Source organism: Floridaenema flaviceps BLCC-F50, from assembly GCF_041929275.2.
GTDB lineage: Bacteria > Cyanobacteriota > Cyanobacteriia > Cyanobacteriales > Aerosakkonemataceae > Floridanema > Floridanema flaviceps.
The window spans coordinates 3,233,945-3,251,582 of sequence record NZ_JBHFNR020000001.1 but is presented as its reverse complement, the minus strand read 5'-3'; the positions used below and the strand labels follow the sequence as shown (position 1 = coordinate 3,251,582).

The 17,638-nt window shown below is 39.6% G+C and carries 15 protein-coding genes; 7 read left to right on the top strand and 8 right to left on the bottom strand.

What is annotated here, in order from left to right; all coding sequences use genetic code 11:
• Positions 1 to 19: 19 nt before the first annotated feature.
• A complete protein-coding gene (locus ACE1CI_RS15660) occupies positions 20 to 1,288 on the bottom strand; it encodes a GGDEF domain-containing protein (RefSeq protein WP_413266020.1) in 1,269 nt (422 codons plus the stop codon).
• Between the two features lie 310 nt (positions 1,289 to 1,598).
• On the opposite strand from ACE1CI_RS15660, the gene ACE1CI_RS15655 reads away from it, so the two are divergent.
• A complete protein-coding gene (locus tag ACE1CI_RS15655) occupies positions 1,599 to 2,375 on the top strand; it encodes an SAM-dependent methyltransferase (protein ID WP_413266021.1) in 777 nt (258 codons plus the stop codon).
• Positions 2,376 to 2,407: 32 nt separating this feature from the next.
• The gene (locus ACE1CI_RS15650; protein WP_413266022.1) at positions 2,408 to 2,743 is read left to right on the top strand and encodes a cupin domain-containing protein; all 336 of its coding nucleotides are present in this window, start codon (positions 2,408 to 2,410) and stop codon (positions 2,741 to 2,743) included.
• A gap of 144 nt (positions 2,744 to 2,887) precedes the next feature.
• Here the strand turns inward: ACE1CI_RS15650 and ACE1CI_RS15645 are convergent, their stop codons facing one another.
• The 4 genes from ACE1CI_RS15645 to ACE1CI_RS15630 all read right to left on the bottom strand — a co-directional run bounded on the left by ACE1CI_RS15645 (position 2,888) and on the right by ACE1CI_RS15630 (position 7,712).
• The gene (locus tag ACE1CI_RS15645) at positions 2,888 to 3,229 is read right to left on the bottom strand and encodes a slr1659 superfamily regulator (RefSeq protein WP_413266046.1); all 342 of its coding nucleotides are present in this window, start codon (positions 3,227 to 3,229) and stop codon (positions 2,888 to 2,890) included.
• 77 nt (positions 3,230 to 3,306) lie between these two features.
• Positions 3,307 to 3,897 carry a slr1658 family protein gene (locus tag ACE1CI_RS15640; protein WP_413266023.1) on the bottom strand — a complete coding sequence of 197 codons (591 nt, stop codon included), beginning with the start codon at positions 3,895 to 3,897 and terminating at the stop codon, positions 3,307 to 3,309.
• Positions 3,898 to 3,980: 83 nt separating this feature from the next.
• Positions 3,981 to 4,934 (bottom strand): GTPase Era, encoded by a 954-nt coding sequence (gene era / locus ACE1CI_RS15635; RefSeq protein WP_413266024.1) that lies wholly within the window; start codon positions 4,932 to 4,934, stop codon positions 3,981 to 3,983.
• A gap of 45 nt (positions 4,935 to 4,979) precedes the next feature.
• Positions 4,980 to 7,712, bottom strand: a complete 2,733-nt coding sequence (locus ACE1CI_RS15630; RefSeq protein WP_413266025.1) for an EAL domain-containing protein — start codon at positions 7,710 to 7,712, stop codon at positions 4,980 to 4,982.
• An 839-nt stretch (positions 7,713 to 8,551) separates the two neighbouring features.
• Here ACE1CI_RS15630 and ACE1CI_RS15625 point away from each other — a divergent pair.
• From ACE1CI_RS15625 to ACE1CI_RS15615, 3 genes are all read left to right on the top strand, one after another.
• The gene (locus ACE1CI_RS15625) at positions 8,552 to 9,907 is read left to right on the top strand and encodes an FAD-binding oxidoreductase (protein ID WP_413266026.1); all 1,356 of its coding nucleotides are present in this window, start codon (positions 8,552 to 8,554) and stop codon (positions 9,905 to 9,907) included.
• A 124-nt stretch (positions 9,908 to 10,031) separates the two neighbouring features.
• Positions 10,032 to 10,535, top strand: a complete 504-nt coding sequence (gene uraD, locus ACE1CI_RS15620; RefSeq protein ID WP_413266027.1) for a 2-oxo-4-hydroxy-4-carboxy-5-ureidoimidazoline decarboxylase — start codon at positions 10,032 to 10,034, stop codon at positions 10,533 to 10,535.
• 144 nt (positions 10,536 to 10,679) lie between these two features.
• A complete protein-coding gene (locus ACE1CI_RS15615) occupies positions 10,680 to 11,573 on the top strand; it encodes a glycosyltransferase (RefSeq protein WP_413266028.1) in 894 nt (297 codons plus the stop codon).
• 26 nt (positions 11,574 to 11,599) lie between these two features.
• Here the strand turns inward: ACE1CI_RS15615 and ACE1CI_RS15610 are convergent, their stop codons facing one another.
• Complete coding sequence (locus tag ACE1CI_RS15610) at positions 11,600 to 13,501, bottom strand: S9 family peptidase (RefSeq protein WP_413266029.1); 1,902 nt, start codon at positions 13,499 to 13,501, stop codon at positions 11,600 to 11,602.
• A gap of 223 nt (positions 13,502 to 13,724) precedes the next feature.
• Here ACE1CI_RS15610 and ACE1CI_RS15605 point away from each other — a divergent pair, with 223 nt between their 5' ends.
• Entirely contained in the window at positions 13,725 to 14,477 is a 753-nt protein-coding gene (locus ACE1CI_RS15605; RefSeq protein WP_413266030.1) for a tetratricopeptide repeat protein, read from the top strand.
• Between the two features lie 318 nt (positions 14,478 to 14,795).
• Positions 14,796 to 15,443 carry a methyltransferase domain-containing protein gene (locus ACE1CI_RS15600; protein ID WP_413266031.1) on the top strand — a complete coding sequence of 216 codons (648 nt, stop codon included), beginning with the start codon at positions 14,796 to 14,798 and terminating at the stop codon, positions 15,441 to 15,443.
• A gap of 118 nt (positions 15,444 to 15,561) precedes the next feature.
• On the opposite strand, the gene ACE1CI_RS15595 is transcribed toward ACE1CI_RS15600, so the two are convergent.
• Both ACE1CI_RS15595 and ACE1CI_RS15590 read right to left on the bottom strand, forming a co-directional pair.
• Entirely contained in the window at positions 15,562 to 16,455 is an 894-nt protein-coding gene (locus tag ACE1CI_RS15595) for a 3'(2'),5'-bisphosphate nucleotidase CysQ family protein (RefSeq protein WP_459564103.1), read from the bottom strand.
• A gap of 199 nt (positions 16,456 to 16,654) precedes the next feature.
• Positions 16,655 to 17,521 carry a sugar kinase gene (locus ACE1CI_RS15590; protein ID WP_413266033.1) on the bottom strand — a complete coding sequence of 289 codons (867 nt, stop codon included), beginning with the start codon at positions 17,519 to 17,521 and terminating at the stop codon, positions 16,655 to 16,657.
• Positions 17,522 to 17,638: the final 117 nt, after the last annotated feature.

Here is a 17,638-nt window from a genome sequence, read left to right as displayed (position 1 = left end):
CCCTCAGCATCACAAAAGGTTATAAATCAAGGGTAGATAAATTAAATTGTTCTTGATTAGAGTAAGCTAAAACCCGATCGCGTCCTTGTTCTTTTGCTTGGTAAAGTGCGCGATCGGCACAGGTCAAAAGTGTTGTGGCAGAACTGTAAATGCTAGGAATAATGCAGGCAACTCCTAAACTCAAAGTTACGATATTGCTGACTTTAGAGCTATGGTGAGCGATCGCCAATTCTTTAACTTTTTTCTGAATTTCTTCGGCTATATAAATCGCTCCTGATAAAGGTGTATTGGGTAAAATAATAGCAAATTCTTCTCCGCCATATCTAGCAACTAAATCACCGGGACGTTTGGTTATTTGCCCCAGGGTTTTCGCAATTTGTTGCAGACATTTATCGCCTGCTGGATGTCCATAAGTGTCGTTATAAAGTTTGAAGTAATCTACATCACATAAAATTAATGCTAGGGGGGCTTGTTCTCGTCTAAGTCTGAGCCATTCTTGTTGTAAATGTTCGTCGAATCTGCGGCGATTTGCTACTTGAGTTAAACTATCTATGTTGACAAGATTTTTTAATTCTTGGTTGGCAATTTTCAATTGGTGATAAAGTTCGGCTTGTTGAATGGCGATCGCCACTTGTGTAGCTAGTTCCTTTAATAAATCTATTTCTAACTGTTGCCATTTTCTCGGATTTGAACAGTGATAAGCAACTAATAATCCCCACAATTCTTGCCCTTTTAAAATCGGCACTACCAAGCTAGCTTTGACTTGGAATCGTGCCAATAAATCAACATGACATGGGTTTAAACCTGCTGTATAAATATTTTCTATTGCCTGAATTCGACCATTTCGATAAGGTTCGCCGCCAGTTTCCACAAAGTAAGTATCTTGGATGTTTGTTCCTAGTGCTGGTGTCCATCCGGGGGCTACGGATTCGACAACAATAGTACCACTCCAATCAGGTTCAAAACGATAAATAAATACTCTCTCAGTATTCAGAAATTGGCGGACTTCCGCAACAGTGGTATTGAGAATTTTGCTTAAGTCAAGGGATTGGCGAATATTTTGGGCGATCGCTATAATCATCCTCTCTCGCTCAGTTTGTTGTTTTAATACCTTCTGGGCCTCCCTCAGCGCTATCTCCACTTGCTTACGTTCGTCTACCTCTGCTTGCAGTAATTGATATGCACGCTCGAATTTGACTGCATTACGGCGATTTAACCAGGCAAGTAAAATACTGCTCAGGAGAAATATAAAAAAAATGATTAGTACTATTAGGCTGAGGCAGGGCATAATTGGTAGCTTTCGCAAGAATCTTCTGTTTTAGTAAAAGCGCTGTTTAAGGTAATAACTGTCACATTGGTAACTCTATTAAACTATATTTTACTTAAAATTTAAATCATGAAAATATTACTTTATCTAAAATTCAAATAACCTACCATAGCTATTTAAAGTATAGGAATGTTAATATTAATACATTAAGTATTTCTACTGTGTTGTACCAAGAATCACTGAGAAGAATTAGGAAACTTGATCTAAGTCAAAGATCTAATAACGAGTTTTTGCCAAACTGAAGTTAAGACACACAGAGAAGGTGGCAAAGATGGCACAGACAACAATCAATTTACAAACTGCGCCGGGACATCAGGTGCTAGCGGCAGCAGGTAAGAAAATTTTACGTCCGGGGGGAAAATCGGCTACAGAACAACTATTTAAATGGGCGAATTTTCAACCGGATGAGACTGTATTGGAATTAGCTTCTAGTTTTGGATATAGCGCGATCGCACTTGCCCAACGTTTTGGTGTCAAAGTAGTAGGTGTGGAAAAAAATCCCGCTAGTGCAGCCCGTGCCCGTGCTAATATTCAAGCTGCTGGTTTAACAGATAAAATTACCATTATTGAAGGAAATATTTTCCACTTAGAAGCAATTTCTCTTCAGTTTGATTATGTATTTGCTGAGGCAATTTTATCAATGCAATCTGCTCCCAGAAAAGCCAAAATTTTAAATGGAATTCATGCCAAACTAAAACCGGGCGGAAAATTTATTTCTCATGAAATGTTAGCTGATAACAGAGAAGCAGAAATCCATCAAGAACTAGCCAGAGTTATTAGAAGTGATACATCACCTTTATCTCAGGCCAATTGGATTGCTACTTTTGCTAATGGTGGATTAGAAGTTAAACAGCATCAAACTGGCAGCATGGCATTACTAAACCTGCCACGAATGATTCAGGATGAAGGATTATTTAGTGTTGCTAAAATTCTCTGGAATATTGTAACTAATTCCCAAATTCGGCAACGAGTTCTAGCAATGCGCCGCATTTTCCAAAAATACCAGCAAGATTTAGGTTACATCGTTTTAGTAGCCGAAAGAAATTAACTATTAACTCATCAATTACCAAAGGAGAACATATGACTTCTACAAGTTTATCAACCTCATCTTTTGTCACGCAACTCAAAGACCAAATTGAATATCCAGGGGGAGGAGTTTTAAGTAAAGTTATCCTCAAAGATAATAACTGTCAATACACGCTGTTTTGTCTTGCTGGTGGCACAGAAATTTCGGAACATACTGCCACTCGCAATGCTACAGTTAATGTGATTGAAGGCAAGGGAATTCTTACTTTAGAAGGCGAAGATATTACTTTAGAACCAGGCGTATTTGTATTTATGCCTGCTCATGCTCCCCATGCTTTAAAAACTGAAGAAAATTTAGCGTTTTTACTCACTCTTTCGGAAGCAAAATAAACTCGCTCCATTTTTCTTTGTCATTTTTAGTGATTTCACTTTGAATCCGGTTTCCCCCTTTGTAAGGGGGGTTAGGGGGGATCTAACCGACAATCTATGTAACTAGCAACTTTAGTTAATAGCGATTTTATCTCCGATTTGGCATTAACTAAATTCTAGTTTAATTCCGGGCATCAAGCGTTGTAAATTCTTTAAGGATTTTGTCTGCCAAAGAATCTTATCTGAACCTTTTAAAACCAGATTTACATTACCTTTTTCTCGCACCTTGATGACAAACATAGAGAGCATACTGATTCCTGAACTGTTAAGAAATTCCAATTCCTGCAAGTTAATTGTAAAGTTAGGAGTTTCCTCAATCACATTCATTAACAATTCCATTACAGGTCGATATTCTTCCATTCCAGCCAATCGCAGGAAGCCTCGGAAAAACACAGTTGATGTTTCTGAATTATGCCATATTTGATAGTCATCTGTTTTTATTTCCAGCAATTGTCTTCACCTCACCAAGTTAATAGTATTTATTTGCTATTTCGTCAATTAAACCGATATATTAGTGACTTATTTTAAATATCAAACCTGGCTATGACACTTACATGAATTATGCTTAAATCTTGCTTTAAGTAGTCAAATTTCCAACCTAAGCGAGCAGAATAATCATTAATTATAGTTAACAAACCTATGTTGGATTCTCCTGTTCCCAGTGCGGTTTTTTCTAGTTGGCGGGTATAAAGTTCATCGGGGTCGGAATCTAACAGTTCGCAGATAAATTTCTGATATTTTTCTACGATTATTTCCTGAGCATAATTAGTGACAAGAAAAATCAATTCATGCTCGTACAGATATAGGGTAATAGTAATTGGTAAGTTGGCAGATCGATCGCTATACTTAACCGCATTCTCTAAAAGCTCATTAGCGATATAACTGACTATACCTTTAACTGTGTTTTTCCGATTAATTTTGTTCTCTGAAGTCGCATCGCCAGGGAAAAAAGCCGCGAAGTAGTCGCCTAAAAAGTCTGCTGATATACCATTGTGTTCCCAACGGCGCTTTCTTGCCGCTGAAGCAGGGGAAAAATTCAAGGTGAGATAATCATTACTAACAGGGATTTCTTCTAAGAATTCCCCAAATATTTTAACTTTAGAAGATAGAGTCATAATTTATCAGATCTGGCTGGCTTAAGGAGAACGTTATACTTTATTTTATGATTCTACCTTAACCGTTAACCCTTCTCCCGCTGTTATTCTTCGACTTTGTAACCAAATTCAGCCAAACGTAGGCGAGATTGTCGCCATTTTGGTTGCACTTTCACAAATAATTCTAAATAAATTTTCCCAGCAATTAGCTTTTGCATTTGTTCCCTAGCGGCGCTACCAATTGCTTTTAGCATTCCGCCAGCTTTACCGATTAAAATCCCTTTTTGAGAATCACGTTCAACATGAATTGTTGCCCAAACGCGAGTAATTGTTGCCGCTTCTTCTACTTGCTCAATTGTCACTGCTACTGAGTGGGGAACTTCTTCGCGAGTTAGCAACAAAATTTGTTCGCGGATTAATTCACCCATAATAAAACGTTCTGGTTGATCGGTGACTAAATCCGGGGGATAATAATAAGGGCCTGTTTCTAATTTACTAATTAATAAGTCTTCGAGTGTTTCTATTCCTTCACTTGTGAGGGCGGAAAATTTAACAAAAGGCCAATTATAAGTTCTTGCTATTTGAATGTAACTATCATCAATCGGTTGAAAATTTGCGGGTTGTTGGTCTAATTTGTTCAATCCTAAAATTACGGGTGTTTTGGTTTTTTCTAATAGTTCGACAATAAAGCGATCGCCTCCTCCCGCCTCTTGGGAAGCATCCACTAAAAACAGCAATAAATCCACTGATTGCATCGCAACTTGGGCATTTTTTACCAAAACTTCCCCTAAGCGGTGATGGGGTTTATGAATACCGGGAGTATCGACAAAAATTATTTGGGCTTTTTCTGTGGTTAAAATTCCTTGTAGGCGATTGCGGGTAGTTTGCGCTACTGGGGAAGTGATGGCAATTTTTTGTCCTACTAACAAATTCATTAGGGTAGATTTGCCCACATTAGGACGACCAATAATGCCGACAAAACCTGATTTAAACCCCGGTGGTGCAACGGGGATAGTAAATATTTCTGATTGCTGGAAATTTTCTTCTTGGTCGTTCATTTGCTCATCAACCTTGATAATTGCGTTTGCCCTGATTCTGCTTAATTAAGCCAAACGATCGGCTTTCAAATAATCTAACTTTAGTAAGGTTTTAGTTTGATTCTTGAGGATTTCAGTAGCAGCTTGAGCAGTGACAGGGGGACTAAAGAAATAACCTTGGATACCATCACAATTTATCGCTCGCAAAAATTTTAATTGTTCTGCTGTTTCTACTCCCTCGGCAATTAATTTTAAGTTTAATGCGTGCCCCAAATCAACGATCGCGGTAATAATTGCGGCATCTTTGGGATGGCTGATAAAATCATGAATGAACGAGCGATCGATTTTCAGCTTATCTAAGGGAAATCTTTTCAGCGACCACAGGGAAGAGTAACCTATACCAAAATCATCCATAGAAATATGTATTCCCATACTTCTTAAAGTATGCAAGACTGCAATTGTAAAGTCTACATCTTGGATGGCAATACTCTCAGTAATTTCGATTTCTAAATAGTCTGGTTCTAACCCGGTTTCATGCAACACTTTAGCAATAGTTTTTACCAAGTCTTGTTGCTGAAATTGTCTAGCCGAAAGATTGACTGCGACGCGGATTGGTGCTAAACCAGCTTGTTGCCAAAGTTTGTTTTGTTCGCAGGCGGTTCTTAATACCCATTCGCCAATTTGATAGATTAGTCCCGTTTCTTCCGCCACCGGAATAAATTGATCTGGGCGAATTAAACCTTTCTCTACAGATTGCCAACGAATTAATGCTTCCATTCCCACAATTTTACCTGTGTTTATATCTAATTGGGGTTGGTAATGTAATAAAAATTCGGCTCTTTGGAGGGCTTTGTATAAATTATTTTCCAACACCATGCGTTCTAGGGCTTTATCCCCGATCGCTGGAGTATATACTTGATAGTTATTTCGCCCTTTATGCTTGGCTTTATACATAGCAGCATCGGCATTTTTCAGCAGGGTTTCTGCATCTTCACCATCGTAAGGAGCAAAGGCAATTCCAATACTAGCTTTGACGTAAAATTCTTGACCGCTAAAGTCAAAAGGAGCGCTAATTACGTGCAGAATTCGCTCTACAATATTAACAGCATTTTCTGCACTCTGAACCCCAGGTAACAAGATCGTAAATTCATCTCCGCCCCAACGCGCTACTAGATCTCCTTCCCGTAAACAAGCTTGCAATCTTTGGGCAACTTGTCGTAATAATTGATCGCCTGTAGCGTGACCGAGAGTATCATTAATGTTTTTAAAATAATCTAAATCGAGAAACGCTACTGCCAGCATTTTGCCACCTTGTTGCAGGTGAGCTAATTCTAGGGAAAGGCGATCGCTAAATAGTAATCTATTGGGTAAACCTGTCAGTAAATCATGAGAAGCTTGATGTTTAATTGTATCTTCCACCCGCTTTTGCATCACAGCCATATAAAGATGTAATCCCAAAGCTTGCCCTAACTTAATTTCATCTTGACTCCACTCTTTAGTTTGTCCTTTTCTCACGTCTCGCCAAGCTTGAAAAGATCTCCGAGGACGAGAATTTCTTTTGTCTTTTCTGAGTCTTCCCGCCCATAATGTTTCCGTTTCAATTTCATTTCTAAATATTGTCAGACAACCAACACATTGTTGATGATATCGCAATGGTACAATTAACAAAGAGCGAATGCCAGTGCTTTTAAAGGCAGGAATTAATTCTTTAAATTGAGGTTCTTGGTAGATATCGGTAATGATATAAATCTGCGAAACAGGATGTTTATTATCAGGAGATTCTAGATTTGTTGGCTCTTGAGATTTGCTTGAATCTTTGGGGAAAAAATTAGTTTTGATGGTTGGTTTCGGTAGTAACCAAGATTGGGATAAAATAGATTTGTTAAAATATTCTGCCTGCTTGTTTTTGTCTAATTCAATAATTTTTTGCCAAAACAGAGTTTCTTCCAGTTCCGGTATATTTGCTTGTTTACCACAAACAAAAACTTGTGCAGATTCTCCTATGCCATTGGGCGTAATATATAATCTGCCACCAGAACCATCTAGGACTTTGACTGCTTGTTCGAGGACGGTTTGGCGAATTTTAAAAATGTTCAGTGGGGAGTGTAAAATTTGGCTGATTTTATTGATAGTTGCTTCGTGTTCTGCTTGATTTCTGGCGCGAAACAGTAGATTAGATTGAGCGATCGCGATCGATAATTGATCGACTAACAATTGCACAATTTTTAACTCTCTTTCCGTATAGCGGCGCGGTTTTGCATGATGAGAAACCAACAAACCCCAGAGTTGATTTTGGTGCAAAATTGGCACAGTTAACGAAGAACGCACCCCCATTGTCGATAGATATTCTACATGACACTCATCTACTTGACAGTAACGGATATCTTCTGAAATTAAGCTTTCTCCCGTATGCGGACAATCTAATTGACTGAGAATTTTTCGCCCTGCTGCCACATCGACAATTACCCTTTGACGGGCTTTCAAAAACATCTGACGCGCATGGTATGGAATATCGTCAGCCGGAAAACGTAAACCCAACAGAGAAGGTAAACGATGATTATTGATAGACTCTGCAATTACTTCCCCACTCTCATCAGCATGAAATGAATAAATTTTTACTCTGTCTGTATTTAAAAAAGCCCGAATTTCTTCCGTCGTCGTTGTTAAAATTTCTGGTAACTCCAAGGAACGACGGATTTTAGTAGCAATTCGATTCAGCAAGCTCTCCTCAGCGCTGAGTGAAGCCGCCTCTATTTCTTCTTTTAACTGAGATGTTGTTTTACTTTCTTCGTGAGCCATGCTCTTAATCTAATTACTCCGAATAGGCTATTATGTTACTCTTAGCTAAATTTAACTATTTGCTCTACTCTGGCATCCTTAAAAGATTTTTCGTATATGTCTTTGTATATAATTTTACTTGATTTTTCTTATGAATTCATAAAATTAGATTTAATTTATTTAAATTTACATTAATTAAATAAATTCTATAACAAATTTATGGTATAAGTTCCTATTTGCAGTCAGGGGAAGGAGCCGGGTCGATCGGAGCTATTGACAAAAATTCCTTGTAATCCTCAGTTCCCTCTCTTAAAATTAGGTAATCTTTCATTGTACACCTGATTAATTGCCAACAAAAACACAACATTTCTGTAAAAGGCATTTTAATATTGTTGAACGACTCGCTATCCTTCCCCACCTTTTAGGAAGGTGGGGAAGGATAGCGGTAATTTTTAGTGGTTCGTTCGCGTAGCGTGCGCGTAGCGCATTGCCACTAAAAATTACAAATTCCAGTGTACAATCTTTAAAGCGAGGCACATTCAGTAATAGAACCCGCTTGCTACCAGGGATGACAATCTCCTTCTTTGTAAGAAGCTCTAGTCTACCCCTAATTAATACAGTTGGTGGCAGTATTCGGAGAGTAAACCCGTAAGACAGGACTAGGCGAAAAAATAAGTCCCCTGTAAACAAGCAAAGCATAAATAATGTTTTAGGCGTTGGGAACCAGCGTCTAAAGACGTGGATAATAAACCTCTACAAAGGAAGCCTCCGACTTCCTTAGCAAGTTTGTTAGATGAAGCGTTAGAAACTTCGTCCGTCTTACGGCGAAGTAGTTCATAGTCAAAGACTAACTTACGGCAATGACATTAACTCCAACAAAATCAAAAGATTGGGATGCTTCCACCCTATTTCCAGGAATTGAGGTAATTACCGATCCTGTGCAAGTTACAAAGCTTTCTCAGGATTATCATACTTTTAGTCCTGTATTGCAACCGAAGTTAGCTGGAAAAACCGGAGATGTGGTAGTTCGTCCGGTGAACGAAGCCGAAGTTCTCCGAGTAGCAGCGGCTTGCGTTGAGTATAAAATACCGCTGACAGTGCGCGGTGCCGGAACGGGGAATTATGGACAATGCGTACCTTTGCATGGTGGTGTCATTCTAGATATGACGCGAATGCAGGAAATTTTGTGGGTGAAGCCAGGGGTAGCCAGGGTAGAAGCGGGAGTAAAACTGGCGCAGTTAGATAAAAAAGGCAGAGAAATTGGCTGGGAAATGCGAATGGCACCTTCTACTTATCGGACTGCGACAATTGGGGGTTTTATTGCTGGGGGAAGTGGTGGAATAGGTTCAATTAATTATGGCTTACTTGGCGATCGCGGCAATGTTTTAGCATTAAAAGTTGTCACAATGGAAGATCGACCCCGTGTAATTGAATTGCGGGGAGATGATGTGCAAAAAGTTAATCATGCTTGGGGTGTGAATGGCATTATTACAGAATTAGAAATTCCCTTAGCGCCTGCATATCCTTGGGCAGAAATAATAGTTACTTTCGATGATTTTATGACTGCTGCCAAATTTGGGCAAACGTTGGCTGATGCAGATGGGATGATTAAAAAGTTAATTTGTATTACTGCATGGCCGATTCCTACTTATTTTACGGCTTTGCGATCGTATCTTCCAGACAACACCCATGCCGCCCTATTAATCGTATCAGAAACCAGTTTAGAACCCTTACAAGATTTAGTCCAACAATTTGACGGCAAAATTACATATCAAAAATCAGCCCAAGATGCAGGTAAAGGTTTTAATATTGCCGAATTTACCTGGAATCATACAACTTTGCACGCCCGCAATGTCGATACCTCCTTAACATATTTGCAAAGCGTTTTCCCCCCCGATAAAAATCTCTCCCTAGTTGAAGAGTTATATTATCATTTCGGTGGTGAAGTAATGATGCACTTGGAATTTATCCGCATTGGTGGGGTAGCCGTTCCCGCAGGTTTACAAGTAGTTCGCTTCACCACAGAAGAACGCTTAAATGAAATTATTCACTATCACGAAGAACGCGGAATTTTCATCCCCAATCCTCACGTCCATATATTAGAAGATGGCGGCAGAAAAACTATTGATATCGCCCAAGTCAAATTTAAAGAAATGGTCGATCCTTACGGTTTAATGAACCCTGGTAAAATGCGCGGTTGGATGGAACGTTCTTAAGCAGGGGGGCTGGGGGGCTGGGGGGCAGAGGAGATAATCAATAATTTATCCTTTACCCTTTACCCTTTCCCGTCTCCCTGTTGCCTGTTGCCTGTTCCCTGTTCCCTTTCTTCTCAAATTAACTATGCAATATACCATTTCTCAACTCAATGAAATGAACCAAGAAGCTTTTACCGAAGCTTTAGCAACAATCTTTGAAGATTCACCTTGGATACCGAAAAACGCTTGGGAAAAACGCCCTTTTGCTGACATATCCGCCCTACATCAAAGTATGGTAGAAGTCGTCCAAACAGCCAGTAAAGAACAACAATTAAACTTAATTTGCGCCCATCCAGACTTAGGAACTAAAGCAAAAATGGCGGAAGCTTCCGTAAAAGAACAAGCTGGCGTAGGTTTGGATAGGCTAACTCCTGAAGAGTTCCAACGATTTCAAGTTCTAAATCAAGCTTATAAAGATAAATTTGGTTTTCCTTTTATTATCGCCGTCAAAAATCATACAAAAGATAGCATTTTAGCTGCTTTTGTAGAACGGACAAGTAATACCAAAGATGCGGAAATGGCACAAGCCTTAAAAGAAATTGCCTGCATTGCTAAGTTCCGTTTAGAAGCAATTGTCTTGCCGGAATAAGTAATTTTTGATGGTAAATTATACAGCCATTACCTGTGGTATTGAAACATTTCTCCAAATTGGCACTAGGATCAATTTCGGCAGTTTTTTGTTTTATTGAGTTACACTAGAATAGTCAACAGCTTGAGGGAGATGTTAAGAAATATGAATGTTTTTACCAAAGGTTATCGAAAATTAAAAAGCTTAAAATTGGCGGAAAAAATGTATGCCAAATATTATGAAATAACGATGCAAATACTAACAAATCCGTTAGCGGTTCAGTTTTTATCAATTAAACGAAGCCTGCCACAAAATCGCAGTATATCTTTAGCCATAACCCATTATAATCGTTCTAAATTAATCATTGGTGCCTTGCGTAATGTTCTGCAAGACGAGAGAATTGACGAGGTTATTATTTATGATGATTGCTCCTCTATAGAAGAGTTTACCCGCATGGAAGCGAAGGTAAAAAAATTATCGCCTAAGATTACTATTTATAGAGGTGAAAAAAATCTTGGGCCGTATAAAAGTAAAATTACAGCTATTTCCAAATGTAAAAATGAATGGGCAATTATTCTAGACTCAGATAACGTGCTTAGTAAAACCTACGTTGATATACTTTACGCAATACCCACATGGGATAGTAGGCTGATATATTGTCCTACCTTGGCTAAGCCAGACTTTGATTTTAGTCGGTTTGATGTGGGAAAAATTGATTATAAAAAAGTACAAGAAATAATCCTAAGCGGTCAAGATATAAAATTGTTTCGCGGATTTCTTAATGATGGTAATTACTTCTTAAATGTACCTAAATACGTTGAATGTGCAGAAGAGAATAAAAATGTGTCAGTGCGTGCTGCTGACGTTTTAGTATTCAACTACTTATGGTTAAAAAAGGGTAATGGATTATATCCAGTCAAAGATTTAAGTTATTACCATAGGTTACATTCAGGTAGTTATCAGATGGGCACATGGCGAATGTCTAGAGAGATTGTAAATGGAGTAATGGATGCGATCGCCAACAATAATAATTATGAATTCCCTGATAATCAAGAGTAAGGTGGGACATTGCCCACCCTACTAACTTATTTAATCACAGCAGAATGTCCCTGAATATTAGTTGCAGGTTCACACCTACCGCCTAAATATTTGGCGAGAAACTCTTCAGCAACAGCATAGAAATGGAGGCGATTTTCGGGACGGGCAAAACCGTGACCTTCGTCAGGATAAAGCACATATTCCACAGGTAAACCTGCTTTTTTCATTGCTTCAACAATTTGGTCACTTTCTGATTGTTTTACTCTGGGATCGTTGGCACCTTGACCTATTAGCAAAGGTTTTTGAATGCGATCGCAAAAGAACAAAGGCGATCGCGATTCCAAAAACTCCGGTTCTGTCTCCAAATTACCAATCCGATGATACATTTGCACCTTCATTGGTTCCCAATAAGGAGGAATCGTTTGCAACAAAGTCATCAAATTACTAGGGCCAACAATATCCACACCACAAGCAAACACTTCCGGCGTAAAAGTTAAACCAACTAATGTGGCATAACCACCATAAGAACCGCCCATAATGGCAACTTTTTCTCGGTCAGAAATGCCCTTTTCCACCAACCAATTTACCGCATCAATTAAATCATCGTGCATTTTGCCAGCCCATTCCCGATTAGCAGCATTCAAAAAATCTTTGCCGTAACCTGTAGAACCGCGAAAATTAACTTGTAAAACCGCATAACCTCGGTTAGCTAACCATTGCGCCTCCGGGTCATAACCCCACATATCCCTAGCCCAAGGGCCACCATGAACTAATAAAATAGTCGGCAAATTTTGGGTAGCAATTCCAACCGGAGTAGTTAAGTAACCATGAATAGTTAAACCATCCCTGGCTTGATAAGAAACAGGCTGCATTGCTGCTAACTGCAACCCTTCTAACTTCGGCTGATTGCTAAACAGGAAAGTGCTAGTTTTTGTCTCCCGATTATAGGCGTAATAGTAAACCGGGCCATCATCAGTCATGTAAGCAACTAGCCAATTTTTATCAGCTAAATCTCGACTGCTGATGAAAAACTCTCCCGGACGAACTTTGGCAATTTCCGCAAAATCTGCGCCAATACTTTCGTCTAAAATTTGCCATTCCTGCTTATCTTTGTAAAAAGAAACTGCTTCAATAACTCGCGTTATTGGTTGCATCATCACACCCCCAACATCATATTGTGGGTCTTGGGCAATTACAGTTTCTTGACGATTAGCCGGGTCAAAAGCAATTAAACGTTGGGCATTGGCATCATGATTGCCTTCAATATAAAGGGTTTTACCATCAGCAGAAAAACCCACAGCGCCGCCATCTTCATCAGGACTCCAACGGCGCAAACTTTCCCAAGATTTATCAACTGTTTCCCGAAATAATAATTCCGTCCCGCCATCAGGTGTGCTGGCAGTGGCGGCGCGAATTTGGAAGTCAGCGTCAGCCGTCCAACTAATAATATTACCGGGGTTTTGGGTGTCGAATTCTACTGCACCATTTTCTAAATTGATGCGGAAAACGTCAAATGTTTGTGGGTTGTTCAAGTTCATTCCCACTAATACTAAATTGGGGAATTTGGGGTCAAGGTCGATCGCTTCTGCTTTGACTCCTTGAAAAGGTGTTAAATCTCGAACAATTTTCGATTTAATGTTCACCAAGTAAAGGTGAAAATTCTCATCGCCGTCTGAGTCCTGCATATACATTAGCTGGTCAGGATTGTAAGTCCAGAAGAAAGTCCGAATCCCCCGCTTTTTGTCAGCGGTGATGATTTGGTCATCTTCCTCTCCCACTGTTCGCAACCAAACTTGTAAGATGTTGTTCTCGTCAGGGGCGATATACGCCAAATATTTGCCATCCGGTGAAAGTCTGGGACTGGTTTTTTCTGGGTTCCCAAACAGAATTTCACGGGGAATTAGCGGTGGTTGATTGGCCTGGGATTTTTCTATTGTTGCTGATTGCATTGTGATTTTGTAGCTTTATTTACCCTATCTTTATTCTGCACATAAGATTAGTAACTCATACAATGGGATGAACTGTTGCACGTCGGATTACTTGACTAATAAAAAGTAATATGCTACAAGGCAAGGCAGTACTGTAAGAGATTATCGGTTCCAGTGCAAGCTGACAGCTTCCTCATCTTAAACTGGAATCATTGCTAATTGTGGAGGAGTCAGCATCAGGCTTATGAAAGTTAAGAACAGTGTGAACCAAAAATTAAATCAGCCTCTCATTTGGATGGCTTTGAGCATTTTAGCTGGTTGGGGAGCATCGACTTTAATGTTAGCTCAACCTAGCTTTGCACAAGCGGATAGTTTGCGAATTCAACCAGGTGCTTCACCAAGAAGAATTCAACCTGGTGCTTCAGCAGACGCAGGTGATTATGAAGTTAAGGAAGATAAGTTACAAAAATGTGTTGTCAACGCGACTGATAACAAGAAAAATTGCACGGATGTTGTTTCTGGTTATGGGCAAATTGTCAGTTATGGTACTGATCTTTATACCCAAGGAAATATGGCTGCTGCGGAAACAATTTTTAGGCAATTGATTACTTCTTTTCCCAAGGAACCAACTCCTTATTTAAGGTTAGGAATAGTTTTGGAGCGCCAAGGTAGAGGGGAAGAAGCGATCGCAGAATATCGCAAAGCGATCGAAATTAATCCCAAACACGCCGTCGCTCGGAACTCTTTAGGTGTCGCTTTAGCTAAACAAGGTCAATTACCAGAAGCAATTGAGCAGTGGAACGAAGCTTTAAAAATTAATGCTGAATATCCCGACGCTTTAACCAATTTAGGACTAGCTTTTTTGCAACAAGGTAATAAAGATCAGGGGGTTGCTAATTTAAGAAAAGCCAGAGAAATATTCATTAAACGCAAGGAATTTCCCAAAGCTAAACAAGTTGAACAAATCCTACAACAAGTAGATTCTCGCGCCACTTGAGGATTGAAGAAAGTTTTGATTGGGGACTCTTGACTGGGGACAAGGAGACAAGGGGACTCTTGGGACTGGGAGACTAGGGGACTCTTGGGACTCTTGGGACTCTTGGGACTCTTGGGACTCTTGGGACTCTTGGGACTCTTGGGACTCTTGAGACTCTTGAGAATTAAATTTACCTTTCCCCTCTGCCCCTCTGCCCCTCTGCCCCTCTGCCCCTCTGCCCCTCTGCCCCCCTGCCCCCCTGCCCCCCTGCCCCTGCTCCCGATTCGTTACATTTATTTATAATTACTAAGTAGCTGCTGTTTTTATAATTTTAAACTCATGCTCCTCCGACCTAATCAACGCACTAAGTTAGATGACACAGATGATTCCCTGTTCTACTCTTTTCCTCGCTTTGTTACTCATGTAGATGATGGGTTTATTCAGCAATTAACTGATTTGTATCGGGAACGCTTAAAACCTAATACTCGCATTTTTGATATGATGAGTAGTTGGGTTTCTCACCTACCAGATGAGATAGAATTTGCTCATGTGGAAGGTCATGGAATGAACGAAGAGGAATTAGCACGCAATACTCGCTTAAATCATTACTTTTTGCAAAACCTCAACCAGAATCCTAAATTACCTTTCCCAGATCAAGATTTTGATGCAGTTCTTAACTGTGTTTCTGTGCAGTATTTGCAATACCCAGATGCTATTTTTTCCGAAATTCATCGCATTCTCAAGCCTGGTGGAATCGCAATTATTAGCTTTTCTAACCGAATGTTTTATCAAAAAGCTATTACTGCATGGCGCGATAATTCGGAAATTGGTCGAGTAGAATTAGTCAAACGCTATTTTACTTTAGTTCCCGGTTTTAGTGAACCAGAAGTAATTATTCGTGCCTCCACTGTTCCAAAAATTTTACAGTTAATTGGTGCTGGTGGTGGCGATCCTTTTTATGCTGTGATTGCAACGCGAATTAATTAATTTGTCGGGTGCGTTACGCTGGCGCTAACGCACCATTGCCTCTATCTTTAATGTACTCTCTTTCACGAGGAATTATAGGTGCGTTACGCTGCGCTAACGCACCCTACGGTGGGGATTTTTAACTTTCTAATTGTGACAAAATTTGTTTTGTTTGATTACATAATTCTTCGTGACAATAACCATTACTGGCAATTAAGCAACCCCATTGATTCACATCTCCGCGATTGTAATTTAGAGGAGAACCATCTAAATAAGTAAATTTTCCTCCGGCTTCGGTGAGAATTAATTCTGGTGCGGCAATATCCCAATCTTTGGGGGCAGATTTACCGGAAAGGGAAATGTAAACATCGGCTCTTTGTTCGATAATCGTGGCAATTTTGCAGCCTACACTGCCGACATATTGTTGATTTTTGCATGGTAAATTTTGCAATAAATAGTTAAACCGATCGTCTCGGTGAGTGCGACTGACTACTAATGATAAATCTTCAATATTTTGGCGTTGGGAAACTTTTACGGGAGTGGGATTTCCCTGGCGTGTTTCGACAAAAGTACCGCTACCTTTAAGGGCATAATATAATTTTTCTGCTTCCGGCCAAACTACTACGGCAGCTATGGGACGATTTTGATGAACTAAGGCAATTTGTACTGCATATTCGCCTGTTTGTTCAATAAAATCTCTGGTGCCATCTAAGGGGTCTATAATCCAAATCCACTCTTGAGATAATGGGGGAGACATGACTCCTTTTGACTCGAATTTATATGTTTCTTCTGTGAGATAACCAAAGTCTTGGGTGCCAAATCTGGCTTCTAATTGATCGAGAATATATTGGTTTGTCACTATATCTGCTGCTGTGACTGGCCCTTCTTTTTTGTCTTGGATGTTTAATTCGCCGCGATCGGAGGAGCCACGATAGTAAGAGCGCAAGATATCGGCTGCACCCCAGCCTACTGATTTGGCGATCGCGATCGCTTCTTCTAACCCTTCAAATTGGTCTTTCCCTAAATATTTCAACACTATTAAACTTCCTTATAATTTCGCCAGATGTTTATTTATGCTACCCGTTAGTCTTAGCAACTTGCTCACCAGTTTAGCCTGAGTTTGTTTGGTTAATCAAGATTCTACTAGATAATAGACTAAAATAGCATTTATTTAATTTATATTTCGGATTTTCTATTTAGGCTTTGATAGTAAAACATTTGGGCTACTAAAGTCAGGAAATTTCCTCAGACATCCACCGTCTTGTGCCAAAATATTGACAAGATTTAGCCGCAACTTTTGCCGCTTCTTGCAGCGCCAGGAGAAAATCTCGGTTCAAGATATAGTGGCAGAAGGCTCCATGAAAAATATCTCCTGCACCCAAAGTATCTACTGGTTTAATTGCCGGAACTTCTATTGTTCCAGCTATGCCTTTTGATAGATATTGGATGGGTTTTTCTCCTTGAGTAATGGCAATCTCAGGGATACCTAATGCCGCCAGGTAAGCAATTACTTGCTCTGTGGTTTCACAGCCGGGAGGATAAAAATTAGCCGAACATATTGCATAATTTACGAAAGGTAACAACTCTTCAAATCCGGGTTTCCAACTGCCACCATCTACTACTAAAGGAATACTTTTCCCTTGACTCAGTTTGGCAATCTTTTGGCTAACTGCCATTTGATGACCATCGATTAAAATGATATCTATATCTTGTAAGATGTCACTAGGAATACTTTCTTCAACTACTTGGGATTTAATAGCATTGAGCGAAATTACAGCGCGATCGCCTGTAGAATTGGTAACAAAAATAGAAGATACTGGTATTGGGTTTAATCTAGCCGGATCTAAATCCTGAATTTCTACCCGATAGTTTGCTAAATCAGAGCGAATTAAATGACTAATTGGATGCTGCCCAACTACCCCCAAAATTTTAGCTGTATTCTCCCAATAACTAAAGGTTACAGCTGCATTTGTTGCTGGGCCACCTGCGCTTACCGTATAATCCAAAGCAACTATTTTTTGGTTTATACTGGGTGGATTTGTCGTTAAATAAACTAAGTCTAACGTCACCAATCCGACAAAAAGCCCCTGTTTTCCCATTACTTTACTTCTAACTCAGCTATTAAAATTTAACATTAATTGGGAGAATATTTCTCTGTCTTTAATCAATCACAAAGTTTGCGGAAAATACCTAGTTAATACTCTGGATGAGTAATA

Excerpts from the sequence above, each read along its gene's own strand:
- ACE1CI_RS15660 (WP_413266020.1), bottom strand. The coding sequence starts at position 1,288 with ATGCCCTGCCTCAGCCTAATAGTACTAATCATTTTTTTTATATTTCTC.
- ACE1CI_RS15655 (WP_413266021.1), top strand. The coding sequence starts at position 1,599 with ATGGCACAGACAACAATCAATTTACAAACTGCGCCGGGACATCAGGTG.
- ACE1CI_RS15650 (WP_413266022.1), top strand. The coding sequence starts at position 2,408 with ATGACTTCTACAAGTTTATCAACCTCATCTTTTGTCACGCAACTCAAA.
- ACE1CI_RS15640 (WP_413266023.1), bottom strand. The coding sequence starts at position 3,897 with ATGACTCTATCTTCTAAAGTTAAAATATTTGGGGAATTCTTAGAAGAA.
- era (WP_413266024.1), bottom strand. The coding sequence starts at position 4,934 with ATGAACGACCAAGAAGAAAATTTCCAGCAATCAGAAATATTTACTATC.
- ACE1CI_RS15630 (WP_413266025.1), bottom strand. The coding sequence starts at position 7,712 with ATGGCTCACGAAGAAAGTAAAACAACATCTCAGTTAAAAGAAGAAATA.
- ACE1CI_RS15625 (WP_413266026.1), top strand. The coding sequence starts at position 8,552 with ATGACATTAACTCCAACAAAATCAAAAGATTGGGATGCTTCCACCCTA.
- uraD (WP_413266027.1), top strand. The coding sequence starts at position 10,032 with ATGCAATATACCATTTCTCAACTCAATGAAATGAACCAAGAAGCTTTT.
- ACE1CI_RS15615 (WP_413266028.1), top strand. The coding sequence starts at position 10,680 with ATGAATGTTTTTACCAAAGGTTATCGAAAATTAAAAAGCTTAAAATTG.
- ACE1CI_RS15610 (WP_413266029.1), bottom strand. The coding sequence starts at position 13,501 with ATGCAATCAGCAACAATAGAAAAATCCCAGGCCAATCAACCACCGCTA.
- ACE1CI_RS15605 (WP_413266030.1), top strand. The coding sequence starts at position 13,725 with ATGAAAGTTAAGAACAGTGTGAACCAAAAATTAAATCAGCCTCTCATT.
- ACE1CI_RS15600 (WP_413266031.1), top strand. The coding sequence starts at position 14,796 with ATGCTCCTCCGACCTAATCAACGCACTAAGTTAGATGACACAGATGAT.
- ACE1CI_RS15590 (WP_413266033.1), bottom strand. The coding sequence starts at position 17,521 with ATGGGAAAACAGGGGCTTTTTGTCGGATTGGTGACGTTAGACTTAGTT.